Source organism: Streptomyces sp. JN8 (assembly GCF_055808075.1).
In genome coordinates, this window is the sequence record NZ_CM147852.1 from 2,239,290 (window position 1) to 2,264,326 (window position 25,037).

Sequence of the window (25,037 nt, forward strand, 5' to 3'; positions counted from 1 at the left end):
CTTGCGTTAAGGACAGATCCGGCCAGAGCCCACGAGCGTGTCAGGTCGCGTCGGGCGGGTTCACTCGGCGCCCTCGGGAGCATCGTCGACAGGCCGGCGGGCCTCCGCGAGCGCGACCGTGTGGACGAACCACTCCAGGACGCCCCGCAGCTCCTCACCCTTGTCGGCAAAGACCTCCAGCGGGAACGAGGGGCGCAGGTCCAGCTTCGCCTCCGCGAGCACGATGCCGTCCACCTGGTTCAGTCGCGCCATCAGCTCGCGACGCAGCACTTCGTCGTCGAAGGGCGGCCGGCGCTTCAGGTGCTGGAGGACCACCTCTGCGGTGCCCGTCACCGGATACAGGGCCAGGGGCCAGAGCGATCGGGCGCCAGCGCCGCCCAGGGACAGCATCGGGAAGCAGCTGGTCTCGCTCTTCTTCCCGTAGTCGAAAGAGCCGCCCTGCTCCTCCCAGAACCGCAGGGTCGCGAACACTCCCTCCGCCGTGCCGGGCGTCTGGTTGTCGCGCAACAGCGTCTCGAATCGTGCCGCCGCGGTCTCCCCGTCGCCGATGCCCCCGGAGTCTCCCGCCCCCTCGGCGGTTCGAACCGGTGTCTCGTCCTCGAAGTCGTCCTTGCCCACCAGAGCGGCCAGGTCCGCCGCCGTGAGTCGATGGGCCCGGCGAGCACGACCCCACTCGTCGAACGGAACGCCCTCGGACTCCAGAACGCTCCGCGGGTCGGGCGCGTTCTCCTGTCCCTCGGGCCAGCGGAAACCGGGCGAGATCTTGCCGTCGGCCATCAACACCCGATAGGCCCCGTGCAGCGCGGGACGGATGCTGATGTGGCTGCCGACCGCGACGGCATGGGTGCCGATGAGGGCGGCGAGGTCACCGTACGTCGTCCACGTACCGGCCGGCATGCTCAGCAGTGCCTGGCGTAGCTCTCCCCAGCCGGCCCACTCGGCGTCGGCGTGGACCACCCCGTCGATGGGTCCGGGCCACAGCTCCACGGCCCGGTCGCTCATCTCCTCGGCGCGGGCGAGGATCTCCGCCCTCCCCCAACGCTCCTGGGCCGCGATGCGCTGGTTCATGCGCAGGGCGCTGGAGTCGAGGATCTGCTGCTTGCGGTGGAAGGGGTGGTTGGAGAGGCGGGTGTTGTCGCCGGAGAGCGTGAGGTTGCCGAGGGTGTGCACCAGCTGGGTGTGCAGCTCCTCCGGGCTCTCGGTCTCTCCGGCCTCCTCCGCGAGGAGGTCGAACCACTGCTGGGCGGGGTGCTGCGGCAGCACGTGCTCCACGGTGAGCTTCGCCTTGCCGTAGTCGACGGGCTCGCTGGCGGCGTAGCTCTCCTCGAAGCGGCGCAGGATCTCGAAGCGCTGGTGCGAACGTCCCGACTTGTAGAAGGGGCGGCTGCGGATCGACTCCCGCGTCACCGCGTCGGAGGGCCAGACCCGCGTCCCCGTCTTGGCGGACAGGGCGCGTCGTACCGCGTCCGCGAGCGGACGCCCGTTCTCCAGCTCCTTCTCCACCTCCTTGGGCAGCTCCATGAAGGTGCGGTTGTTGCCCGTGGTGGAGTTGCCGGCGAACAGACGACGCACCATGTAGCTCTCGGCGTAGGCGAGGGCGGCGCTCGCCTCCTTGGGGTCGCAGGCCCCCTCGTCCAGCCGGTCGAGCAGCTGGAGCGCGAGCGGATAGTGGGTCTGGCCGCCCCAACGGGCAAGCCGCTCCAGGACCTCACGAAGACCGGCGTCGCTCTCCCGCGACGGCTCGACGATCCGCATGAGGCGACCGGCCCGCACGTACAGCCGCGAGACCTCCGCCTCCAGTGCGTCCTCGTCCGAACTGATCGGTTCGAGGCGCTTCTTCTGGTCCCGGTAGATCTCACTCTGCTTGGCCCGGTTGTCACCGTCGACGACCAGGTCGAGCCAGACGAGCAGCTCCAGCCTGGCCGGGCCGAGCAGCTCCTGCATCGGCAGCCACAGGGTGCGGTAGACGGTCTCGCCGCGCTTGGGGAGGCACATGAAGAGGTAGTTGCGCAGCAGATCGCTCTGGCTGAGGCCGACACCCGTGTTGTTGATGGACTCGAAGATCCGGTACACGTTGTCGCCCTCGGCGGCGGTGATCGAGACGATGGACAGGAAGTCCCTGAGCACGGACTCCACGGCGGCGGTCCACTTCTCGGCGCCGCGCTCCTCACCCTCGGTCAGAGCGGCCAGGAAGAACCGGTAGGCACCACCGATGTTGCCCGCGCCGCCGGCTGTGGGGAGCGATTCCACACAGGCGATGAACGTCTCACGGTCGGCCTGCGTCGGCAGGAGACGGTAGTGATCCTTCCCGTCCTGGTAGCCGTTGACCAGGATGAGGTCATGGATGCGGGCGGCCTTCTTCTCCCGCCCGCGAGCGCGGTGATGATCCCGCAGGGCGGTGAAGGCGAGCATGAGCGTGGTCAGACGCTGCTGGCCGTCCACGACGAGCCAGCGCTGCATCCCGCCCGCTGCGACCCGCTCCGGCGCGAGCACCACCGACCCGAGGAAGTGAGCAGCCGGCTCCCTGTCCTCCAGCTTGTCCTCGACGAGTTCCAGCACGTCGTCCCACAGCTGCCGCAGCTCGTCACGCTGCCAGGTGTAGGTGCGCTGATACAGCGGGACCTGGAACTGGGTCTCACCGTGGACCAGTTTGCTGAACGTCGTCTCCTGCGCGTGCACGCCCGTCCCCTCGTCGGCTCTTGCCCCATCGGCCCGCCATTGTGCCGTACCCGGGTACGGTGATCAGCGGAATCGACGACCGTACGACCGGGGGCGCACCATGGCGACACTGGGAATCCACAAGGACTTCCTCCTGGAATTCGCCAAGTTGGAGAAGCCTGTCCAGAAACGTGTGCATGAGGTCTTCGACAAGTTCCGGGAGCACCGGCACGCCGGCCTGCACCTGGAGAAGCTGGAGAAGTCCCGCGACCCGCGCATCCGAACCATCCGCATCAACCAGTTCATGCGCGGCGTGGTGCTGGCTCCGGAGGTGGGGGACAGCTTCCTCCTGCTCAAGGTCATGCCGCACGACGATGCCATCGCCTGGGCGGTCAAGCACCGGGCGACCGTCAACTCGGCGACCCAAGGCATCGAGTTGCGCGACGACGTCGCTCTGGAACGCGCCACCGCCGGCGTGGAAGCCCTTCCGAGCGACGTGCCTGGAGCCGCCGATGGCACCGGAGGGCTGTTCGGAAAGGTCTCCGACAAGGACCTGATCAAGCTGGGCATCGACGCCGAACTGCTCCCCCTGGTCCGGCATCTCGGCACCGAGGCCCATCTCGACGCCCTGCACAAGGTCCTTCCCGAGCAGCAGTACGACGTGCTGGCCGGGCTTGCGGCGGGTATGACGCCCGAAGACGTGTGGCGCGAGGTCGTCGCCGTACAGCTGGAGCAGCGCTCCTCGGCCCCGCGCGAAGCCCAGGTGTCGGGGACCGAGCAGCCCGCGCCCCCGGTCGAGCAGGACGAGTTCTCCGCGGCCATGGCACGGTCCCAGGGACGGATCGCGCTCGTCTCCGGCCCCGACGAGTTGACGGACATCCTGTCCCGGCCCTTCGACGCCTGGCGGATCTTCCTCCATCCCAGCCAGCGCAAGCTCGCCTACCGTTCCTCGTACACGGGACCGGCACGCGTCACCGGCGGTCCCGGCACGGGGAAGACCGTGGTCGCGCTGCACCGCGCCCTGCACCTCGCCCAACAGCTGCCGGCGGACGCACCCGACGAGTCGATCCTCCTGACCACCTTCACCCGCGACCTCGCGGCCGACCTGCGCAGCAACCTCGAACTACTGATCCCCGAGCCCGCGCTGCGGGCGAAGATCCGGGTCGTCAACGTGGACGCCCTGGCCAACCAGATCGTCCGGGAGGACCGCGGCGCACCGCTGGCGCTGGTGGCCGCGCAGAAGGAGATCCTCACCCGCTGGAGCCGGGCGGCCCAGAGGCTGGAGATCGATTTCACGGACGTCTTTCTCGACCAGGAATGGCGGCACGTCATCCTGGCCCAGGACCTCCGGTCGCCGGAGACGTACCTGAAGGCTTCCCGCTCCGGACGCGGAGCCGCGCTCAGCCCGCTCAAGCGGGCCCAGGTGTGGCGTGCCGTCGAAGCCTTCACCCAGGAGCTGCGGCGGGCCGACGAGTGGACCTTCCTCGAGGTGTGTGCGGAGGCCGCGCGCATCCTCCAGGACCGAGGCGGGGACCGCCCCTTCCGCCATGTGGTGATCGACGAGGCGCAGGATCTCCACCCTGCCCAGTGGCGTGTGCTGCGTGCTCTGGTCGCCCCGGGGCCGGACGACCTTTTCATCGCCGGCGACACCCACCAACGGATCTACGGAAACCGGGTGTCCTTGCGCGGTCTCGGCATCTCGGTGGCCGGCCGGTCGACCCGGCTGCGCATCAACTACCGCACGACGAAGGAGATCCTGACCTGGTCGACCCGGCTCCTCGCGGACGCGAGCGTGGACGACATGGACGGCGGGCAGGACTCGCTCGTCGGCTACCGGTCCGCGTACCGGGGCGCCAGGCCGGAGCTCGGAGGCGCAGCCACCAAGCCGGAGGAGATCGCGGGCCTGGTCACCCGGATCTCCGAGTGGATCGGGACGGAGGTCGCACCGCACGAGATCGGCGTCGCCGTGCGGTACGTCCAGATGGGCAAGGACATCGCCCAAGCCTTGGAGCATGCGGGGATTCCCTCGCTCGTCCTGGGGGCGTCGGCGGCAGCCGGTGACGGAGTCCGGATCGGGACCATGCATCGCATGAAGGGGCTCGAATTCCGCTGCGTGGCCGTCGCCGGTGTGAGCGACACGGTCGTGCCGATGCAGAGCGCCCTCACCCCTGAGGAGGTCGACCCCCAGCAGCACCGGGAGGACCTCATGGGTGAACTGAGTCTGCTGTTCGTCGCCTGTACGCGGGCAAGGGACGCCTTGCGCGTCTCCTGGCACGGCATCCCGAGCCCCTTCCTTCCCGAGCGGACCACCGCCTGAGGCAGTCGACGCATGAGACCGGGCAACGCTCGAAACGATCTGTCACCTCAGTTTCACAGAACAGGAAGACATCGACGAGGACCCGCTCACCGTGTGTACCCCCTCGTTCGACATCGGCGGGCAGGAAGGTCGTCGAGGCCTCATGTCCGGTCCTGGGCCGACTCGCGCCGCCGGGCGAGGTCTATCCTCCGGTGATCACGATTGGGCCGGGAGCTCCCAGAGACTTGCACAAGTTGTCCGTTTGGGTCATGCGGGCAGTCGCCCGCGCCCGCCGACCTTCATCGAACGCGCAGGATCAAGCTCAAGACACGCACCGCACCAGGAACAGGCCTTTATACGGGGCTGACGCCGGCCGCACCCACGTAAAGCAGGAAGGCCCGGTACTCCTCCGGGCAGCCCCACGCCTATCTGAGCATCACGTTGGGCAAGCCCGTCCCGGGCCAGCGACTCCGCGACGACCCGCCGACGCCCTGAGGCCCCGAACACCTCGCCACCCCAGGTCGCGCGCCCTCCGACGTACGCCAACTCATCAGTCATGCGGAGACCAGAAGTGCGACCATCGACCCACGGGTCGGAAGCACGTGTACGCAGTACAAGTCGTCGACCGGGCACGCGAAGTGGGCGGTGATGGACGCCTGGCTCCTGGAGATGCTCCGCGTGCGTGAGTTGACGCGTGAGAAGCCGCATCGCTGACGGCGGAGCCAGAGGGGCCGCCCATGCGTGCGGCTGACCGCGATCAGCTCGTCGAGCGATTCCGAGACGCGGATCGCGCCCTTGTGGAGGCTGCCCACGCTGAGGTCATCGCGGCATGCAATGCCCGCCGTCCGCGTAGAACCAACATCGGCCCCGCGGCTGAGTTGCGCCGCCAGTCGCAGTTGAAACGCCGTCACAAGCCTGTACGGCAGCTGCTGGGTGAGACACGGGATGTCGTGCGACTCATCAAGCCCTGCTTCATGATGAGCCCTCTGACGGTCAGCCAGTTCCTGCCGCCGGACTTCCGTTTCGACGTCGTCATCTTCGATGAGGCGTCCCAGGTGCTGCCGCAGGATGCGGTGAACTCCGTCTACCGCGGCAGCGCGCTGATCGTGGCGGGCGACCAGAAGCGGCTCCCGCCGACCTCGTTCTTCAGCGCTGGCGGCGACGGCGACGACGACGAATGGGACGAGGAGGGCGCAGACAACTTCGAATCAGTGCTCGACGCGTGCAAGGCCAGCGGCGTGCTGCGTGGCCTGCCGCTGCGATGGCACTACCGGAGCCGCCACGAGAACCTCATCGCCTTCAGCAACAACGATTTCTACGACAACACCATGGTGACCTTCCCGGGTGCGTATGAGCAGAGCCCTGACCTCGGCGTCGAGTTCTTCAAGGCCGACGGTGTCTACGACCGGGGTGGTCGAAGCAACAACCCGGGCGAGGCGGCGGCGGTCGCACAGCGCGTGATCCACCACTTCGCCACCAGGCCGGGGCTCAGCCTGGGCGTGGTCGCCCTGTCCAAGGCGCAGGCCGAAGCCATCGAGGAAGCCGTCCAGAAGGCGCGAACCGCCCGACCCGACCTCGATCGCTTCTTCACCGAAGATCGTCTCGATGGCTTCTTCGTCAAGAACTTGGAAACCGTCCAGGGCGACGAGCGCGACGTCATCATCCTGTCCGTAGGCTACGGTCCGGACCACCGGGGCAAGCTGCTCTCGACATTCGGCCCCATCAACAGGGACGGTGGCTGGCGCCGTCTCAACGTTGCCGTGACCCGCGCCCGGCGACGGATGGAGGTCGTCGCCTCCTTCCATGGTTCCGAGCTGGCCGACAGTATCAATAAGAGCGTCCAGCACCTGAAGCGCTACCTCCAGTACGCCGAGCACGGCCCCCACATCCTGGAGACGGCTGCGGCCAACCCGGACGCCGTGCCGGAGAGCCCGTTCGAGGAAGAAGTCCTGGACGTCCTGCGCGACTGGGGCTACTCCGTGCAGCCCCAGGTTGGCGTCGCGGGTTTCCGCATCGACATGGCGGTACGGCACCCTGCCGCCCCAGGCAGCTACGCCCTCGGCGTCGAATGCGACGGCGTCATGTACCACTCCTCGCGCGCGGCCCGCGACCGCGACCGGCTGCGGGAGGCTGTACTGCGCGACCTCGGCTGGAATCTGCACCGCATCTGGGGCACGGATTGGTACCGCAACCGCCGGGACGCGATGGCCCGCCTGCGCGCCGCGGTAGAGGAGGCGTGCGCGCGGGACCCGTTTCGGGTGGGACCGGAGGAGCTGATCAGCGAGGAGGCTCCAGCAGAGGGGTCTGCCGCGCCGGACGCGGCGGTGGACCTGGGGCCGTCGGTGACGTTCGTGGCGGTGGACGACCGGGCCCCCGCGTGGAGCCGGGTGTATGAGGAACTCGTCGACGTTCAACTGGTCAACCTGCGGGTCACGTCCGCCAAGCGTCGCGGCATGCGGGATGCGGAGCTGCAAGACCCGGACGCCGTGGGAGTCGTCGCCGACGTCGCCCACTCCGTGATCAAGGCTGAGGGCCCGATCACGGAGGATCTGATCTTCACCCGGGTCCGTTCGGCCTGGGGCATCTCAAGGGCGGGCGCGGTGGTCCGGGACTCGGTTCGTCGAGCTCTGCGGAGGATCTCCTCCGCAGGGCAGATCATGCGAGTCGGCGAGGCGTACGACGTTCCCGGCCGGGAGCTGGCCTTCGCTCGTACTCCGACAGCAACCGTGGCGCGCAAGGTCGGGCAGGTCCCGTCGATCGAGCGGCGGCTCGTCGTGGGACATGTGGTCGAGGAAAGTCCGGGCGTCCACCGAGAAGAGCTGCTCCGCGAGGTCGCACGCTTCTTCGGATGGACACGGCTGGGTCCTGATATCAGGGATGCGCTCACGAGCGATGTGGATGAGCTCGTCGCGAAGGGGGCGATCCGTGAAGCGGACGGTTTCCTGATGCCCTCGGATGGTGTCTGACGAGTCACAAGTGGTGCCGCTCGGCGGGACTGCCGGCGAGCGGCTACGGGTCGCGCTCCATGGCCCTCTTGGGCGAATCGAACCTGAGCGGGCAGCGAGCCGCCGCACCTGTCGACGAAAGCTACGAAGCCGACCGAGAGGCGAAACGGGCAACAGTTTCGCAGCCACCTCAAGAGCTCTACCGTTCCACAGCCGAGGGCTCCACCTGGCGGTCGCCACGCGCGCACGGCGAGCTGTCCGAAACCACCCCGTCCGTACGTCGAACGTGCGTCACGTGCGTCGAATATGCGTCAAGATATCGCCCGTAACGCCCACACCGCACACAATGCGCACGGGGAACCGCAGGTCAGGAGCCCTTCGAGGCGGGCTCCAGGATCGCCACGCACTCCACATGGTGCGTCATCGGGAACAGGTCGAACGCCCTCAGCGTGCGGACCTTGTAGCCGCGTTCCGCGAAGTACGCCAGGTCTCGGGCCAGGGCTGCCGGGTCGCAGGCCACGTAGGCGATGCGGCGGGCGCCCAGGGCGGCGAGGTGGTGGACCGTCTGCTTGCCGGCGCCGGCGCGCGGGGGGTCGAGGACGATGAGGTCGACCTCCGTGATGCCCGTGCGCGGGAGGACCGACTCGACCTTGCCCTGTTCGACGCGGACGCGCGGGAAGCCGGCCAGGTTGTGGCGGGCGTCCTCCACCGCGCGCTTGCCGGACTCGATGCCGAGGACCGCGCCCTGGTCGCCGACGCGGTCGGCGAGGGCGCCCGCGAAGAGGCCGACGCCGCAGTAGAGGTCGAGGGCCGTCTCGCCCTTGCGGGGGGTGAGGCCCTGCATGACGGCGAGCATGAGGGTCTGCGCGGCCTTCGGGTGGACCTGCCAGAAGCCGCCGTTGCCGACGCGGTAGGTGCGGTCGTCGGCGCGCTCGCGGACGAAGGCGCGGCCGTGGACGCGGTGGACCCCGCCGTCCTTCTCGTCGACGCGGAGGACCGAGACCGGCTTGTCCAGCTCGACCAGCGGCAGGCGGCCGCCGGGCTTCGGGGTCAGGATGACCTGGCGGTCGTGCGAGCCGGAGGCGGCGATCGCCTCGACCGAGGCCATGTTCGGCCAGTCCTGCTTCTCGACGCCCAGTTCCGAGACGCCCGGGGCCGCGATCATGCAGTGGTCGATCACCTCGACGTCGTGCGAGCGGTGCTTGCGCAGGCCGGCGTTGCCGTCCGCGTCGATCGCGTACTGGACGCGGGTCCGCCACTGCGGGACCTCGCCCTGCGGGAGCTTGTCGCCCTCGGCCGGCATGACCGTGCCGTCCCAGCCGGCCTCCTCGGGGGTCAGGCCGGCGAGCCGCAGCAGCTGCTCGGCGATGACCTCGCCCTTGAGGCGGCGCTGGGCGCCGGGCTTGGCGTGCTGCCAGTCGCAGCCTCCGCACCTGCCCGGGCCCGCGAAGGGGCAGGGCGCCTCGACCCGGTCCTTGGAGGGGTCGAGGATCGTGACCGCGTCCGCGCGCAGGAAGCGGGAGGTCTCCTCGCCCTCGGTGACGCGGGCGACGACCCGCTCGCCGGGCAGCGCGTGCCGGACGAACAGGACGCGGCCGGCCTCCGTGCGGGCGATGCAGTGGCCGCCGTGCGCGACCGGACCGACCTCGACCTCGTACTCTTCCCCGACCAACGACGAAACAGGGGTGTTCTGCATGGCGGGGAAGCTCCAAGGGGACGCGATGGTGGGCTGCCGTTTGGACGGCAGCCCACCAGTCTAGTTGTTCTTTGCGGCCGGTTCCTTCTGGCCCTTCTCGACCGGGCCGCGGCGGACCGATCCCGGCGCGTTCCACTCCTGGCGCTTCCTGGCCCGCTTCTTCGCGGCCTCGGAGGAGCGGAGCTGGTACGGGACGGAGGTCACCATGACGCCCGGCGTGAAGAGCAGCCGGCCCTTGAGGCGCAGCGCGGACTGGTTGTGGAGCAGGTGCTCGTACCAGTGCCCGACGACGTACTCCGGGATGTAGACGGAGACGGCGTCGCGGGGGCTCTCGCGGCGGATGCTCTTGACGTACTCGATCACCGGCCGGGTGATCTCGCGGTACGGCGAGTCGAGGATCTTGAGCGGGACGTTGATGCCACGGCGCTCCCACTCGTCCCTGAGCGCCTTGGTCTCGACCGGGTCGACGTTGACGGTCAGCGCCTCCAGCTCGTTGGCGTGCATGAGCTTGGCGTAGGCCAGGGCGCGGAGCGTGGGCTTGTGCAGCTTGGAGACGAGGACGATGGAGCGCACCCGGGACGGGCGCACGTACTCGTCGGGGCGTTCCTCGGCGGCGGCGATCTCCTCGGAGACCGAGTCGTAGTGCCTGCGGATCGCGCTCATCACGCCGTAGAAGATCACCATGCCGAGCAGGGCGACCCAGGCGCCGTGGGTGAACTTGGTGGCGAGGACGACGACGAGGACGAGGCCGGTGAAGAAGGCGCCGAAGGCGTTGATCGCGCGGGAGCGGATCATGTGGCGGCGCTTGGCCGGGTCCCGCTCCGAGGCCAGGTGGCGGTTCCAGTGCCGGACCATGCCGGTCTGGCTCAGCGTGAAGGAGACGAAGACGCCGACGATGTACAGCTGGATCAGCTTGGTCGAGTCGGCGCCGTAGACCCAGACGAGGAGGGCGGCGGCGCCGGCGAGGAGCACGATGCCGTTGGAGAAGGTGAGGCGGTCGCCGCGGGTGTGCAGCTGGCGCGGCAGGTAGCGGTCCTGGGCGAGGATCGAGCCGAGGAGCGGGAAGCCGTTGTACGCGGTGTTCGCGGCCAGGAAGAGGACGAGCGCGGTGGCGGCGGCGAGGACGACGAAGAAGAACGTTCCGTCGCCGAAGACGGCGGCCGCGACCTGGGAGATGACCGGGTCCTGGACGTAGCCCGCGCCGACCGGGACGCCGTTGTTCAGGAGTTCCTCGGCGGGCTTCTCGGCCATCCGCACGTCGGTGGCCATGGCCAGGAAGATGATGCCGCAGAACATGGTGACGGCCAGGCCGCCCATGAGGGCGAGGGTCGTGGCGGCGTTCTTCGACTTCGGCTTGCGGAAGGCGGGGACGCCGTTGGAGATGGCCTCGACGCCGGTGAGGGCGGCGCAGCCGGAGGAGAAGGCGCGCAGCAGCAGGAAGACCAGCGCGAACCCGGCGAGGCCCTGGTGCTCCGGCTTGATCTCGTAGTCCGCGGTGGGGGCCTTCATGGTCTCGTCGAGGACGATGCCCTTGTACGCGCCCCAGGCGATCATGATGAAGACGCCGGCGACGAAGACGTACGTCGGGATCGCGAAGAGCGAGCCCGACTCCTTCACGCCGCGCAGGTTCATCACGGTGAGGAGCACGATGACGCCGACCGCGCAGGCGACCTTGTGCTCGACCACGAAGGGGATCGCCGAGCCGAGGTTCTCGATGCCGGAGGAGATCGAGACGGCGACGGTGAGGACGTAGTCGACGAGCAGGGCGCTCGCCACGGTGAGTCCGGCCTTCGGCCCGAGGTTGGTGTTGGCGACCTCGTAGTCGCCGCCGCCGCTCGGGTACGCGTGGACGTTCTGCCGGTACGAGGCGACGACCGTGAACATCAGGACGACGACCGCGAGGGCGATCCACGGGCTGAAGTGGTAGGCCGACAGTCCGGCCACGGAGAGAACGAGCAGCACCTCGCCGGGTGCGTACGCCACCGAGGACAGCGGGTCGGAGGCGAAGACGGGGAGCGCGATCCGCTTGGAGAGCAGGGTCTCTCCGAGCTTGTCGCTGCGCAGGGCCCGCCCGATCAGGATCCGTTTGGGAAGGTCGGTCAGTTTGGACACGGAGAGGATCGTAAGCGTTCGAAAACAGCCATGCGCACCGGCACCCCCGATCCGCACCGAATCTCCCTCAGTACCACCTCGGATGCGGTCCCGGCCAGCGTTGCCGCATAAGCTCGGACCGGGTGACCCGGCAGGGTGTCGCCCGCCGCGACCCGGGCGCATCGGGTGAGGAAAGTTGTGAGCAGGGTGTTTTCGCAGGTCAGCAGGGCGATCAGGAGTGCGGGGTAAGGGGACGTGCACATCGTCATCATGGGCTGCGGGCGAGTGGGAGCCGCTCTCGCGCAGACCCTGGAGCAGCAGGGGCACACCGTCGCGGTGGTGGACCAGGACCCGACGGCCTTCCGTCGTCTGGGGTCGGGTTTCGGCGGTCGGCGCGTCACGGGTGTCGGCTTCGACCAGGACACGCTGCGTGAGGCCGGCATCGAGGACGCGGGCGCCTTCGCCGCGGTGAGCAGCGGCGACAACTCGAACATCATCGCCGCGCGGGTCGCGCGCGAGATGTTCGGCATCGAGAACGTGGCGGCGCGGATCTACGACCCGCGGCGCGCCGAGGTCTACCAGCGCCTGGGCATCCCGACGGTCGCGACGGTCCGCTGGACCGCCGACCAGATGCTGCGGCGGCTGCTGCCCTCGGGCGCGGAGCCGCTGTGGCGCGACCCGAGCGGCGCGGTGCAGCTCGCGGAGGTGCACACCTCCCCGGCCTGGATCGGCCACAAGGTGAGCCGCCTCCAGGAGGAGACCGGCGTCCGTGTCGCGTTCCTCACTCGGCTGGGCGAAGCGATTCTGCCCACCTCCCAGACGGTGCTCCAGGAAGGCGACCTGGTGCACGTGATGATGCGTACGGACGAGATCGCCAAGGTCGAGGAGGCCTTCGCCGAGGGTCCCGAGGAGGGCGGTCACTGATGCGTGTCGCAATTGCGGGCGCGGGCGCGGTGGGCCGTTCCATCGCGGGCGAGCTCCTGGAGAACGGGCACGAGGTCCTGCTGGTCGACAAGGCGCCGACCGCCATCTCGGTGGAGCGGGTGCCGCAGGCGGAGTGGCTGCTGGCGGACGCCTGCGAGATCACCTCGCTCGACGAGGCGGCGCTCCAGCGCTGCAACGTGGTGATCGCGGCGACCGGCGACGACAAGGTGAACCTGGTCGTCTCGCTGCTCGCCAAGACCGAGTACGGCGTGCCGCGGGTCGTGGCCCGGGTGAACAACCCGAAGAACGAGTGGCTGTTCAACGAGGCCTGGGGCGTGGACGTGGCCGTCTCGACGCCGCGTCTGATGTCCGCCCTGGTCGAGGAGGCGGTGAGCGTCGGCGACCTGGTCCGGCTGCTGCGCTTCAGCCACGGCGACGCGAACCTGGTCGAGCTGACGCTCCCGCCGGAGTCGGCGGTCGCCGGCACCTCGGTCGGGGACGTGGCCTGGCCGCAGGACACCTCGCTGGTGACGATCATCCGCGGGTCCCGGGTGCTGACGCCGAGTCCCGAGGAGACGCTGGAGGCCGGCGACGAGCTGCTGTTCGTGGCCGCGCAGGCGCGCGAGGAGCAGCTGGAGGACCTGCTCCAGGTCCGCCGCGAGCCGACGGACTCCTGAGGGCCGCGGGGCCGGTGGTACTCCTGAGGCGGACCCCGGCGCCCGCGCACCCGCACCGCGCCCTCGGCCCCGCGCCCGTACCGCGCCCTCGGCCCCGCGCCCGTACCGCGCCCCCGGCCCCGCGCCCGTACCGCGCCCCCGGCCCGCGCACGGCGCTGCCCCGGGCGCACGGGAGGGCACGGCGCGTCAGCCGGGCGCACGGGAGGGTACGGCGCTGCACCGGGCCGACGGAAGCCCCCAGCGCCCGGCTGAGGCCCCGGAGGGTACGCGAGAGGGCCCGGACCTGTGCATCAGGTCCGGGCCCTCTCGCGTGTCGTCTCAGGCCTCCGGGTGGCTCTGCCCGGCGGCGGCCGCCTTGCGCTCCTTCTCGGCGCGCTCCTCGGCCTCCATCTCGGCGAAGACGTCGATGGGCGGCGGAGCCTTGGCGAGGAACACCCAGGTGAGGTAGACGGCGAGCAGGAACGGCGGGATCTTCAGTGCCACGAGGACCCAGCCGAACTTGGTCGTGTCGGCCCACCAGTACATCGGGAAGAGGATCGCGCACTTGCCGAGCAGGATCAGGCCCCAGGCCCAGCTCGCCTTCGTGTAGGCCTTCTTGCGGCCCGGGTTGCGGGTCCGCCAGGAGAGGTTCTCCTTGAAGACCGGGCCGAGGATGAGGCCGATCAGCGGCACCCCGGCCAGCGCGGTGACGATGTACGCCAGGGCGAGGCCCAGGGTGTACAGCATGCCCGGCAGGTAGAAGTCCTTGGCGTTGCCGGTCATCATCGCGAAGACGACGCCGAAGGCGACGCCGAAGACACCGCTGAACGCGTGCTTGACGGTGTCCCGGCGGATCAGCCGGACGGCGACCAGGACCAGGGAGACCGCGAGCGCGGCGATCGCGGAGACGTGCAGGTTCTTGTTGATCGTGAAGATCGTGACGAACAGCAGGCCCGGCACGACCGTCTCGACCATGCCCCGCAGGCCGCCGAAGGCCTCGAACAGCGCGGCCTCGGTGACCTCCTTCGATGCCTGGGCGTCCTGGTCCGTGGTGGTCGGCTTGTCGAGGGACGTCACCGGCTACTCCTGTCCGAGCGGTCGGAGCTCGTATTTGGGGTTGAAGAGGACCCGCCGGCCGTGGCTCAGGGAGATCCGGCCGGAGGCGATCAGCTTGCGGCCCGGCTCGATGCCCACGATGGAGCGCCGGCCGAGCCACACGACGTCCAGCGGTGCCGTGCCGTCGAAGAGTTCGGCCTCCAGCGCGGGCACACCGGCCCGGGGACGCAGCGTGACCGTGCGCAAGGTACCAGTCACCTTGACTATCTGGCGGTCGGAGCAGTCACAGATGCGCGTGCACCCCGACGCCTCGGCGTCCTCTTGGAGCTCCTCCGACTCCAGGTCCTCCGCGGAGGAGGAGAGCCGGTCGAGCATCCGGCGGAACCTACCGGCCGGCTTCTCTGTACGCGGTGCAGCACTCATACAGAAAGCGTACCGGCCACCCGGGCGACCGACAGCGGCCCCGGACCCCCTGTCCGGGGCGGTCGGCGGGGTCCTCGGCGGCCCGCGTCCGCTCAGCGTTCGAAGCGGTAGCCCATGCCCGGTTCGGTGACGAAGTGCCGGGGGTGCGAGGGGTCGCTCTCCAGCTTGCGGCGGAGCTGCGCCATGTACACCCGGAGGTAGTTGGTCTCCGTGCCGTACGAGGGTCCCCAGACCTCCTGGAGCAGCTGCTTCTGGCTGACCAGGCGGCCGCTGTTGCGGACGAGGACCTCCAGGAGGTGCCACTCGGTCGGAGTGAGCCGGACGTCCCGGCCGTCGCGGTGGACCTTCTTGGCGGCGAGGTCGACGGTGAAGCCCTCGGTCTCCACGACCACCACCCCGTCGTCGCCGCCGCCGACGGGCTCGGCCCGGCGGACGGCGGCGCGCAGCCGGGCGAGCAGCTCGTCCATGCCGAAGGGCTTGGTGACGTAGTCGTCGGCGCCGGCGTCGAGCGCCTCGACCTTCTCGTCGGAGGTCTGCCGCGCCGAGAGGACCAGGATCGGCACCCGGGTCCAGCCGCGCAGGCCCTTGATGACCTCGACGCCGTCCATGTCGGGGAGGCCGAGGTCGAGGACGACGACGTCGGGGTGGCGCTCGGCGGCGAGCCGGAGGGCGGTGGCGCCGTCGGCCGCGGCGTCGACCTCGTACTTCCGGGCCCTGAGGTTGATCACCAGGGCACGGACGATCTGCGGCTCGTCGTCGACCACGAGAACCCGGGTCATGGAGGGGGGCCTTCCTTCTTCGGTCGCCCGCGGCGGGCGGGGCGGGAGGTGCGGGAGCGGAGGAGTGTGCGGGGGGGGGGACGGAGTACGGGCGGGGCGGCTGCGTACGAGGGCGGAGGCGGGTGGCGCGCCGGGCGCCCGGCGGCGCGCGTGGTGCGGTCCCGGGCCGCCGGGCTCAGGTCACGGCGTGCGCCGGGAGGTCGGCGGCCGGCGCCGGCGGTCCGCCCCGCGAGGCCCTGAGGGTGAGCACCATCGTCAGGCCTCCGCCCGGGGTGTCCTCGGCGCCGAGCGTCCCGCCCATGGCCTCGACGAAGCCGCGGGCGACCGCGAGGCCGAGGCCGACGCCGGAGCCGCGCGGGGCGTCGCCGAACCGCTGGAAGGGCTCGAAGATACCGTCCTTGGCCTCGTCGGGGACGCCGGGGCCGCGGTCGACGACACGCAGCTCGACGCGGTCGCCGAGGGTGCTGGCGGCGACCGCCACGGGGATGCCCTCGGGGCTGTACTTGACGGCGTTCTCGACGATGTTGGCGACGGCCCGCTCCAGGAGCCCCTTGTCGACCTCGACCATGGGCAGGCTCTCGGGGATGTCGAGCTCGGCGCTGCCGTCGGGCACTCCCCCGAGGGCCATCGGGACGACCTCGTCGAGGTCGACGGTCCGGATCAGCGGGGTGACGGTGCCGGTCTGGAGGCGGGACATGTCGAGGAGGTTGCCGACGAGGTGGTCGAGCCGGTCGGCGCCGGCCTCGATGCCCTCCAGGAACTCGGCGCGGTCCTGCTCGGACCACTCGACGTCGTCGGAGCGCAGGGAGGAGACGGAGGCCTTGATGCCGGCGAGCGGGGTCCGCAGGTCGTGGCTGACGGCGGCGAGCAGGGAGGTGCGGATCTTGTTGCCCTCGGCCTGTTTGCGGGCCTCCTCGGCCTCGCCCACGAGGCGCTGCCGGTCGAGGACGACGGCGGCCTGGGCGGCGAAGGCGCCGAGGACGCGCCGGTCCTCGGCGGGCAGCACCCGGCCGGACAGGGCGAGGGCCAGATGGTCGCCGACGGGCATGTCGACGTCCGCCTCCTCGGGCCGGGCCGCCGGGTGGGGGCCGACGCTCGCGGCGCGGGTCCAGGGCTCGACGTCGTCCGCCCGTTCGAGGAGGGCGACGGACTCCATGGAGAAGGTCTCCCGGACCCGTTCGAGGAGGGCGTCGAGGCTGGTCTCGCCGCGCAGCACGCTGCCGGCGAGGTAGGAGAGCACCTCCGACTCGGCGCGCAGCCGGGCCGCCTGGTGGGTGCGCCGGGCGGCCAGGTCGACCACGGAGGCCACCGACATGGCGACGCCGAGGAAGACGGCGATCGCCACGATGTTCTTGGGGTCGGCGACGGTCAGCCGGTGGAGGGGCGGGGTGAAGAACCAGTTGAGCAGCAGGGAGCCGACCGCCGCGGAGGCGAGCGCGGGCAGGAATCCGCCGAGCAGGGCCGCCGCGACGGTGAGGGCGAGGAAGAGCAGCATGTCGTTGGCGAGGCCGAGGTCGGCGTCGACATGGGTGAGGAGCAGGGCGAGCAGCAGGGGTCCGGCGACGCCGACGACCCAGCCGCCGATGATCCGGGAGCGGCCGAGCCGGGCGCCGCGGGTGACCGGGAGGCCGCGGCCCTTGGCGACCTCGCCGTGGGTGACGATGTGGACGTCGAGGTCGGGGCCCGACTCGCGGGCCACGGTCTGGCCGACGCCGGGGCCGAGCACGTACTGCCAGGAGCGGCGGCGGCTGGAGCCGAGGACGATCTGGGTGGCGTTGACCCCGCGGGCGAACTCCAGGAGGGCCGAGGGGATGTCGTCGCCGATGACGTGGTGGAACGTGCCGCCGAGGTCCTCGACCAGGGTGCGCTGGACGGCGAGCTCCTTGGGCGAGGCCGCGGTCAGCCCGTCGCTGCGCGCGATGTAGACGGCGAGGACCTCGCCGCCGGCCCCCTTCTCGGCGAGCCGGGTGGCGCGCCGTATCAGGGTGCGGCCCTCGGGGCCACCGGTCAGGCCGACGACGATGCGCTCGCGAGCCTGCCAGGTGGAGCGGATGTTGTGCTCGCCGCGGTACTGCTGGAGGTACTCGTCGACCCGGTCGGCGGTCCAGAGCAGGGCCAGCTCGCGCAGGGCGGTGAGGTTGCCGGGGCGGAAGTAGTTGGACAGGGCCGCGTCGACCTTGTCCGACGTGTAGACGTTGCCGTGGGCCATCCGGCGGCGCAGCGCCTCCGGGGACATGTCGACCAGCTCGATCTGGTCGGCGCGGCGGACCACCTCGTCGGGGACGGTCTCCCGCTGGCGTACGCCGGTGATCGCCTCGACGACGTCGCCCAGTGACTCCAGGTGCTGGATGTTGACGGTCGATATGACGTCGATGCCGGCCGCGAGGAGCTCGGCGACGTCCTGCCAGCGCTTGGGGTTGCGGGAGCCCGGCACGTTCGTGTGGGCGAGTTCGTCGACGAGGGCGACGGCGGGGCGGCGCTCCAGGACGGCGTCGACGTCCATCTCGGTGAAGGCGGTCCCCCGGTACTCCAGGGTGCGGCGGGGCACCTGCTCCAGACCGTGCAGCATGACCTCGGTGCGGGGCCTCCCGTGGTGCTCCACGAACGCGACGACGCAGTCCGTGCCGCGCTCCACCCGCCGGTGGCCCTCGGAGAGCATCGCGTAGGTCTTGCCGACGCCCGGCGCAGCGCCGAGGTAGATGCGTAGCTTGCCGCGTCCCATGGGACGACCATACGTCCAGCCAATCGGACATTCCGTACGCGGGGAGGACGCCGGTGCGGTCTTGACGTGTTTCTGATGTCGGGACCGCACCGGCCCGCTGAGGTCCGGCCGGCGCGGTCTCCCGGGGCGATCGGCCGGGCCCCGCCGGCGGCGACCGGAGTCGCGGGGGCCGGGCCGGAGCGGTGGGGTCGGGCGGGCCGGGTCAGTGCTCGGCGATCTCGCCGTCGCTCAGTTCCAGGACCCGGTCGGCCAGGCCCAGGAGCTGCGGGTCGTGGGTGGCGACGAGGGCCGTGCAGCCCTCGCTGCGCACGACCGCGCGCAGCAGCTGCATGACGGCGAGCCCGGTCTCCTGGTCGAGCTGGCCGGTCGGCTCGTCGGCGATGAGCAGGGCCGGCCGGTTGGCGAGGGCGCGGGCGATGGCCACGCGCTGCTGCTGTCCTCCGGAGAGCTCGCCGGGCCGCTGGTCGGCGTGGTCGGCGAGTCCCACCAGGCCGAGCAGCAGGGCCACCCGCTCCTCGCGCTCCGCGGGGTCGGTCTTCCGCAGCCGGAGCGGGACGCCGACGTTCTCGGCGGCGGAGAGGATCGGGAGGAGTCCGAAGGACTGGAAGATGAAGCCGATCCGGTCGCGGCGCAGCTCCAGGAGGCCGTCCTCGCCGAGGGTGGAGAGGTCGACGCCGTCGATGACGATGGAGCCGCCGTCCGCGCTGTCCAGGCCTCCGACCAGGTTGAGGAGGGTCGTCTTGCCGGAGCCGGAGCGGCCCTTGAGCGCGACGAGCTCGCCGCGCGGGATGTCGAAGGAGACCCCGCGCAGGGCGTGGACGGCCGCGTCGCCGGTGCCGTACGACCGGCGCAGGTCCTTCACCCGGACCATCGGCGGACCGGCCGGATCCTCGGCGACGGCCGTCGCGGACCGCGTGCTGCTCTCGCTCACCCTGTGCTCCCCCTCCTCGATCATGTGCCCGGCCAGTATGGTCCGGGCCCCGGCCCCGGGGCCAGGGTCCACGGACGGAACCCGGACGGAACCCGGGCGGAACGGCCGATGGGCCGGTCCCCGTACGAGGTACGGGGACCGGCCCATCGGTTCCGGAAAAGTGCGTCGGAGCCCGCTCCGGGCTCGTCTCGCGTCGGCCCGGAAGCCGGGCACGTCACGGCACGGCGTCCCGTGCGGCCGCGGATCAGGCGTGTGCGCCGTCACCCGGCAGCCGGTCCGCACGACGGCTGGACCCGTGCGCGGTGGGCCCGGGGGCCCACCGGTCCGGGCCGGAGGCTCAGCGGATCTCGGAGATCTCCGGACCGCGCTGGAGCTGGCCCATGCCGCCGGAGAAGCGGGAGTTCTCCTGCTCCTCCTGCTGCACGCCGTCCGGCACCATCTGCGCGTCGTTGGGCAGCTTGAGGACGATCGGGTCGCGGGGGGCCATCGGCCCGTCACCGCGGACGACCACGGTGTCCCGGACGATCTGCTCCAGCAGACCGGCCGCCTCGGGCTGGACCGCACCCTGCCCGGAGATCACTCCGCGCAGGAACCAGCGGGGTCCGTCGACCCCCACGAAGCGGACCAGCTGCACACCGCGGTTGCCGTCCGGCAGCTGCACGGGGACCTGCGCGCGCAGCTCCCAGCCCAGCGGGCCCTCGACCTCGTCGATGACCCCGCCCTGCTGCACGATGCCCGTGGCGATCTCGTCGCGGACCTCGCCCCAGATGCCCTCGTTCTTGGGGGCGGCGAAGGCCTGCAACTGCACGGCGCTGTCACGCAGGACGACGGTGGCCGCGACGATCGCGTCGCCCGCCACCTCCACCCGCAGCTCCATGCCCTCGACCCCGGGGACGAAGACTCCGCCCAGGTCGACACGGCCGTCCTCGGGCTTGGAGACCTCGGAGATGTCCCAGGGTCCGTCGGGCCGGGGCGCCGGCGGAAGGTTCACACGGCGCGGGGCCGCGTCGTCCGCGTCCTCGCCGTCCACCGCGTCGACGACCTGCTCGGCCTCGCCCGCCGCGTCCTCTGCGGCACCGCTCTTCTTGCGACGTCCGAACACGTCACTGTCCTTCCCGGTCGGATACGACCGAAGCGTATCGATTCCCACCCGTCGTGCCGTCCACGGCGGCATGACCGCCGGTGGACCCGAAGCCCCCCTCGGCCCGCGCCGAGCCGGGAAGCTCCGCCACCTCGTGGAAGCGCACCTTCTCGACCTGTTGGACGACAAGTTGGGCGATCCGGTCGAATCGTTCGAACCGCACGGTCTCGCGCGGGTCGAGATTGACCACGATCACCTTGATCTCTCCACGGTACCCGGCATCCACCGTCCCCGGGGCATTCACGAGCGCCAGTCCGCAGCGGGCGGCCAGTCCGGAGCGCGGGTGCACGAAGGCCGCGTACCCGTCCGGCAGGGCGATCGAGATGCCGGTGGGCAGCACGGCGCGCTCCCCGGGGGCCAGGACGGCCGCCTCGGTCGTGACGAGGTCCGCCCCGGCGTCGCCGGGATGGCCGTACGCCGGGATCGGCACGTCCGGGTCCACGCGCCGGATCAGTACGTCGACAGGGTTGCTCATCAGGGGTTCACCTCGAAGGCGCGGGCGCGCCGGACCTGGTCGGGGTCGGACATGGCGGCCTGGATCTCCTCCGGGCGGCCGTTGTCGATGAAGTGGTCGACCTTGACCTCTATGAAGAGTGCCTCGGCGCGGACGGCGACGGGACCCTCGGGCCCGCCGATCCGGCCGACGGCGGTCGAGTAGATCTTGCGGCCGCGCACGGCGGTGACGGCGGCCTCCAGGTGGAGCACGGTGCCCACCGGGACGGGCCGGACGAAGTCGGTCTCCAGCCGTCCGGTCACGGCGATGACCCGCAGCAGCCAGTTCAGGGAGCCGAGGGTCTCGTCGAGCGCGGTGGCGAGCACGCCGCCGTGCGCGAGGCCGGGGGCGCCCTGGTGGTCGGGGGTCACCGTGAACTCGGCGGTGACGGTCACGCCCTCGCCCGCGCGCGCCTCCAGGTGGAGGCCGTGGGGCTGCCCGCCGCCGCATCCGAAACAGTGCTCGTAGTGGGAACCGAGCAGCTCGCCGGGGGCCGGGGCGTCCGGGTGGCGTACCGGCGGTATGGCGTCGGCCGGCGGGGTGAGGGCGGCAGATGTTCCAGTCACAGCCGCAGACCTTACCCGCGCGGATGGGCGCAGGTCGCGCCGTGCCAAGCTAGGACGCATGCAGCCTCCCGCGCCGTCCCCCGCCCCTTCCCCCGCGCCCTCCGCCGCGCCGCGCTTCGACGAGCGGCTGACGGCGCCCCGGTCCTGGTGGCTGATCGCCGGACTGCTGGGCCTCTCGGGCGGGCTGATCATGTTCCCGCTGGGCACCGTCCCGATGCTGGGCGGTCTGATCGTGGCGGCGGTGCTGGCCGGTGCGGCGGTCTCCGCGTACGGCTCCGCCCGGATCCGGGTGGTGGCCGGTTCGCTGGTGGCGGGTGACGCGCGGATCCCCGTCTCGGCGCTGGGCGCGGCCGAGGCGCTGGACGCGGAGGAGGCGCGCGCGTGGCGCACGCACAAGGCGGACCCGCGCGCGTACATGGTGATGCGCGGCTACGTGCCCCGGGCGGTGCGGATCGAGGTCGTGGACCCGGCGGACCCGACCCCGTACGTGTACCTCTCCAGCCGTGAGCCGGAGGCGCTGGTGGCGGCCCTGGACGCCGTCCGCGCGGACGCCCGGGACTGAGCGGGCGGGACCGGGCGGGCGTCGCTCCGTCGGGCCGGCGCTCGTGGACGGGCCGGGCCCGCGCCGGAGCGCGGGGTCCGGGGGACGGCCTAGAAGCCGATCTCCTTGGGGTTCTCCGGCTGCTCCAGCGGGGGCAGGTTCCGGAGGGAGTCCCAGGGGACCTGGCGGTTCCGCAGGTCCTTGCGGATGTGGGCGGCGAGCTTCTTGGTGTCGCGGCGGTTCATGACCGCGCCGACCGCCGCGCCCACCATGAAGGGCGTGAGGTTCGGCAGGTTGCGCACCATGCGCTTCATGATCTGCTGGCGCAGCTCGCGCTTGAGCTGTCCGCCGAGCGCCGCGTTGACCGTGGTGGGCTTGGTGGGGTCGATGCCCCGCTCCTCGGCCCAGGAGGTCAGGTAGGCCGCCGAACGCTGGGTGAGCCGGCCGGGGGGCCGCAGCCCGTAGACCTCGTGCAGTTCGGCGATGAGTTTGAGTTCCACGGCGGCGACGCCGGTGATCTCGGCCGCGAGCTCCGCCGGCATGGCCGGGGGCACGGGGAGCATGGCGGCGGCGCCGACGCCGGCGCCGACGGTCGAGCTCGCGTTCGCCGCGCCCGTGACGAGCTTGTCGGCGAGCTCCTCCGGGCCGAGCCCGGGAAACTGCTTGCGCAGGGTCGCCAGATCGCGGACGGGGATCCGCGGGGCGAGGTCGATCAGGCGGTCGGCCAGATGTCCGATGCCCGCCTTGGCGCTGTCTCCGCCGCGCTTCACGCCCTGGCGGACGCCCTGCGCGACGCCGCGCCGGACGGCGTCGATCCGGTCGGAGTCGATCCTGATCCTGTCGAGCTGGGCGCGCGCGGGGTTGGCGAGCCGCTTGACGGCGCCGAGGCGCCCGTCCTGCCGGGTCTCGTCGTCCTCCGCCGGGTCCGAGACGTCGTTCCGCCCCGCTCCCCGCGCCGCCGGCAGGTGTGCCGGCTCCGGCTCGGTGACCACCTCGAGCGAGGCCGGGTGGCCTCGCTCGTCGTCACGTACGCCGAGGGAGGGCGGGGAGGCGGTGCGCTCGGCCTCAGGGGCCTCCTGGGCGCCCTCCGCCGGGCCCGAGCCGCCCTTGTGCGTCCGGGGGCTCCCAGGGAGCCGTAGACGCCGCTTCCGGGACGGTGTGTCGCCTGCCACGACCGAGGGTCTCAGTCGCAGTCGCGGCAGATGGGCTGGCCGTTCTTCTCCCTGGCCAGCTGGCTGCGGTGGTGCACGAGGAAGCAGCTCATGCAGGTGAACTCGTCGGCCTGCTTGGGCAGGACCCGGACGGCCAGTTCCTCGTTCGAGAGGTCGGCGCCGGGAAGCTCCAGGCCTTCGGCGGCCTCGAACTCGTCGACGTCGACGGTCGAGGTCGACTTGTCGTTCCGGCGGGCCTTCAGTTCCTCAAGGCTGTCCGAATCGACGTCGTCGTCGGTCTTGCGTGGGGTGTCGTAGTCCGTTGCCATGTCGCTCTCCCCCTCTGGGTGGTTGCGGTGTCTCCAGCGCACGTAACGCGTGAGAGGTCGGACTTGTGCCCGACCTGAGGCGGAGATTTTGCCTCACATCAAGGTCTGTTACTCAATCGACACCCGTTCCGGTCTCTCGCGAGTGATCGGCTTCGGGTGGCGAACCGGACCGTACACGGTCCAGGGGGCGCGCCTTACAGGCGCCACCCCGTGTACTTCCCGTCAATCCAGGCCCGGGAAACCCGGACTTTTCCGGGTTTTCGCGGGGATTTCCCCGTTACGGAGAGTGGATGCCCGGACACCCCCTCCTGTGATCGATCACACATGAGCGCCTCAGGAGCGGGCCTTCGGAATTCCGCGCAAAGCGAACGGAACCGGGTCGGCCCGTGCAGTGTGTCAGATCGGCAGAGTGACGCGCATCACGAGACCGCCGCCCTCGCGGGGTTCCGCGATGATACGGCCGCCGTGGGCGCGGGCCACGGACCGCGCGATCGACAGGCCGAGGCCGACGCCCTTGTCGCTGCCGGTCCGCTCCTGCCGGAGGCGCCGGAACGGCTCGAAGAGGTTGTCGATCTCGTACGCGGGGACCACGGGACCCGTGTTCGAGACGACCAGGACGGCCTGGCCGTGCTCGGTGGACGTGGTCACCTCCACCCATCCTCCCTCCGCCACGTTGTACCGGACGGCGTTCTGGAGCAGGTTCAGGGCGATCCGCTCCAGGAGGACGCCGTTGCCCTGGACGACGGCGGGCTCGCACTCGCTCCGGATCTCGACGCCCTTGGCGGCGGCCTCGGCGTGCACCTGGTCGACGCCGCGCTCGGCGACCTCGGCGAGGTCGACGGGCTTGCGCTCGATGATCTGGTTGTCGCTCCGGGCGAGCAGCAGGAGGCCCTCGACGAGCTGCTCGCTGCGTTCGTTGGTGGCGAGCAGGGTCTTGCCGAGCTGCTGGAGCTCGACGGGCGCCCCCGGATCGGAGAGGTGGACCTCCAGGAGGGTGCGGTTGATCGCGAGCGGGGTCCGCAGCTCGTGCGAGGCGTTCGCGACGAACCGCTGCTGGGCGGTGAAGGCCCGCTCCAGGCGGTCCAGCATCTCGTCGAAGGTGTCGGCGAGCTCCTTGAGCTCGTCGTCGGGGCCGTCGAGCTCGATCCGCCGGGAGAGGTCGGACCCGGCCACCTGGCGGGCGGTCCGGGTGATCCGGCCGAGCGGGGAGAGCACCCGGCCCGCCATGGCGTAGCCGAAGGCGAAGGCGATGATGCTGAGGCCGAGCAGGGCGAAGAGCGAGCGGCGCAGCAGGTCGTCCAGCGCCAGGTCGCTCTGGTGGCGGAGGCAGACGGAGACCGCGTTGTTGAACTGCTCCCCGGTGCCGGTGTTCGGCAGTTCGCACCAGGAGGTGGTGGGCTGGACCTCGCCCTTGACGATCTTGAAGGGCAGCTGGGCCGCGCTGTCGGTGAGCGCCTGCGCGGTGAACAGGTAGATGATCGACAGCAGCAGGATGCCGGCGATCAGGAACATGCCGCCGTAGAGCAGGGTGAGCCGTATCCGGATGGTCGGGCGCAGCAGGGGCCGGACCGGGTCCCGGGGGTCCCAGGTCGGCTTCGGGGGTGCCTGGGGGTGGGGCGCTGACGTGGTGGGCATCGCG

At 71.0% G+C, this 25,037-nt stretch carries 19 protein-coding genes; 5 read left to right on the plus strand and 14 right to left on the minus strand.

What is annotated here, in order from left to right; translation table 11 throughout:
• Positions 1-60: 60 nt before the first annotated feature.
• Positions 61-2,679 carry a GmrSD restriction endonuclease domain-containing protein gene (locus ACY0MR_RS09635; RefSeq protein WP_473560296.1) on the minus strand — a complete coding sequence of 873 codons (2,619 nt, stop codon included), beginning with the start codon at positions 2,677-2,679 and terminating at the stop codon, positions 61-63.
• Between the two features lie 100 nt (positions 2,680-2,779).
• On the opposite strand from ACY0MR_RS09635, the gene ACY0MR_RS09640 reads away from it, so the two are divergent.
• Both ACY0MR_RS09640 and ACY0MR_RS09645 read left to right on the plus strand, forming a co-directional pair.
• Positions 2,780-4,975: a UvrD-helicase domain-containing protein gene (locus ACY0MR_RS09640; RefSeq protein WP_404081914.1), complete on the plus strand. Its 2,196-nt coding sequence runs from the start codon at positions 2,780-2,782 to the stop codon at positions 4,973-4,975.
• Positions 4,976-5,691: 716 nt separating this feature from the next.
• Positions 5,692-7,920, plus strand: a complete 2,229-nt coding sequence (locus ACY0MR_RS09645; protein WP_473560299.1) for a DUF3320 domain-containing protein — start codon at positions 5,692-5,694, stop codon at positions 7,918-7,920.
• A gap of 346 nt (positions 7,921-8,266) precedes the next feature.
• Here ACY0MR_RS09645 and ACY0MR_RS09650 read toward each other — a convergent pair whose 3' ends face one another.
• Both ACY0MR_RS09650 and ACY0MR_RS09655 read right to left on the minus strand, forming a co-directional pair.
• A complete protein-coding gene (locus tag ACY0MR_RS09650) occupies positions 8,267-9,595 on the minus strand; it encodes a class I SAM-dependent RNA methyltransferase (protein ID WP_473560301.1) in 1,329 nt (442 codons plus the stop codon).
• A gap of 60 nt (positions 9,596-9,655) precedes the next feature.
• Positions 9,656-11,707, minus strand: a complete 2,052-nt coding sequence (locus ACY0MR_RS09655) for an APC family permease (RefSeq protein ID WP_361849570.1) — start codon at positions 11,705-11,707, stop codon at positions 9,656-9,658.
• 234 nt (positions 11,708-11,941) lie between these two features.
• On the opposite strand from ACY0MR_RS09655, the gene ACY0MR_RS09660 reads away from it, so the two are divergent.
• The gene (locus tag ACY0MR_RS09660) at positions 11,942-12,610 is read left to right on the plus strand and encodes a potassium channel family protein (protein ID WP_388803325.1); all 669 of its coding nucleotides are present in this window, start codon (positions 11,942-11,944) and stop codon (positions 12,608-12,610) included.
• Complete coding sequence (locus ACY0MR_RS09665) at positions 12,610-13,287, plus strand: potassium channel family protein (protein ID WP_361849566.1); 678 nt, start codon at positions 12,610-12,612, stop codon at positions 13,285-13,287. The genes ACY0MR_RS09660 and ACY0MR_RS09665 overlap by 1 nt, the downstream gene beginning before the upstream one ends.
• Before the next feature lie 318 nt (positions 13,288-13,605).
• Here the strand turns inward: ACY0MR_RS09665 and ACY0MR_RS09670 are convergent, their stop codons facing one another.
• From ACY0MR_RS09670 to ACY0MR_RS09705, 8 genes are all read right to left on the minus strand, one after another.
• Entirely contained in the window at positions 13,606-14,343 is a 738-nt protein-coding gene (locus ACY0MR_RS09670) for a DUF3159 domain-containing protein (RefSeq protein ID WP_361849564.1), read from the minus strand.
• Positions 14,344-14,346: 3 nt separating this feature from the next.
• Entirely contained in the window at positions 14,347-14,745 is a 399-nt protein-coding gene (locus ACY0MR_RS09675) for an OB-fold nucleic acid binding domain-containing protein (RefSeq protein ID WP_361849562.1), read from the minus strand.
• A gap of 92 nt (positions 14,746-14,837) precedes the next feature.
• Positions 14,838-15,524, minus strand: a complete 687-nt coding sequence (locus ACY0MR_RS09680; protein WP_473560305.1) for a response regulator — start codon at positions 15,522-15,524, stop codon at positions 14,838-14,840.
• A gap of 175 nt (positions 15,525-15,699) precedes the next feature.
• On the minus strand, positions 15,700-18,246 hold the full coding sequence (locus ACY0MR_RS09685; protein WP_388803330.1) for a DUF4118 domain-containing protein: 2,547 nt from the start codon (positions 18,244-18,246) through the stop codon (positions 15,700-15,702).
• Between the two features lie 202 nt (positions 18,247-18,448).
• On the minus strand, positions 18,449-19,117 hold the full coding sequence (locus tag ACY0MR_RS09690) for an ABC transporter ATP-binding protein (RefSeq protein WP_473561752.1): 669 nt from the start codon (positions 19,115-19,117) through the stop codon (positions 18,449-18,451).
• 397 nt (positions 19,118-19,514) lie between these two features.
• Positions 19,515-20,279, minus strand: coding sequence for a DUF3710 domain-containing protein (locus ACY0MR_RS09695; protein ID WP_015036724.1), 765 nt, complete (start codon positions 20,277-20,279; stop codon positions 19,515-19,517).
• Between the two features lies 1 nt (position 20,280).
• Positions 20,281-20,793 carry a dUTP diphosphatase gene (dut, locus tag ACY0MR_RS09700; protein ID WP_361851398.1) on the minus strand — a complete coding sequence of 171 codons (513 nt, stop codon included), beginning with the start codon at positions 20,791-20,793 and terminating at the stop codon, positions 20,281-20,283.
• Positions 20,793-21,377 carry a PaaI family thioesterase gene (locus ACY0MR_RS09705; RefSeq protein WP_361851401.1) on the minus strand — a complete coding sequence of 195 codons (585 nt, stop codon included), beginning with the start codon at positions 21,375-21,377 and terminating at the stop codon, positions 20,793-20,795. Before ACY0MR_RS09705 ends, dut begins: the two co-directional genes overlap by 1 nt.
• Before the next feature lie 58 nt (positions 21,378-21,435).
• On the opposite strand from ACY0MR_RS09705, the gene ACY0MR_RS09710 reads away from it, so the two are divergent.
• A complete protein-coding gene (locus ACY0MR_RS09710) occupies positions 21,436-21,939 on the plus strand; it encodes a DUF3093 domain-containing protein (protein ID WP_388803340.1) in 504 nt (167 codons plus the stop codon).
• Between the two features lie 89 nt (positions 21,940-22,028).
• On the opposite strand, the gene ACY0MR_RS09715 is transcribed toward ACY0MR_RS09710, so the two are convergent.
• The 3 genes from ACY0MR_RS09715 to ACY0MR_RS09725 all read right to left on the minus strand — a co-directional run bounded on the left by ACY0MR_RS09715 (position 22,029) and on the right by ACY0MR_RS09725 (position 25,033).
• The gene (locus ACY0MR_RS09715) at positions 22,029-23,090 is read right to left on the minus strand and encodes a hypothetical protein (RefSeq protein WP_473560308.1); all 1,062 of its coding nucleotides are present in this window, start codon (positions 23,088-23,090) and stop codon (positions 22,029-22,031) included.
• Between the two features lie 11 nt (positions 23,091-23,101).
• Positions 23,102-23,398, minus strand: a complete 297-nt coding sequence (locus ACY0MR_RS09720) for a DUF4193 domain-containing protein (RefSeq protein WP_003955561.1) — start codon at positions 23,396-23,398, stop codon at positions 23,102-23,104.
• A 396-nt stretch (positions 23,399-23,794) separates the two neighbouring features.
• Positions 23,795-25,033 (minus strand): sensor histidine kinase, encoded by a 1,239-nt coding sequence (locus tag ACY0MR_RS09725; protein ID WP_392209407.1) that lies wholly within the window; start codon positions 25,031-25,033, stop codon positions 23,795-23,797.
• Positions 25,034-25,037: the final 4 nt, after the last annotated feature.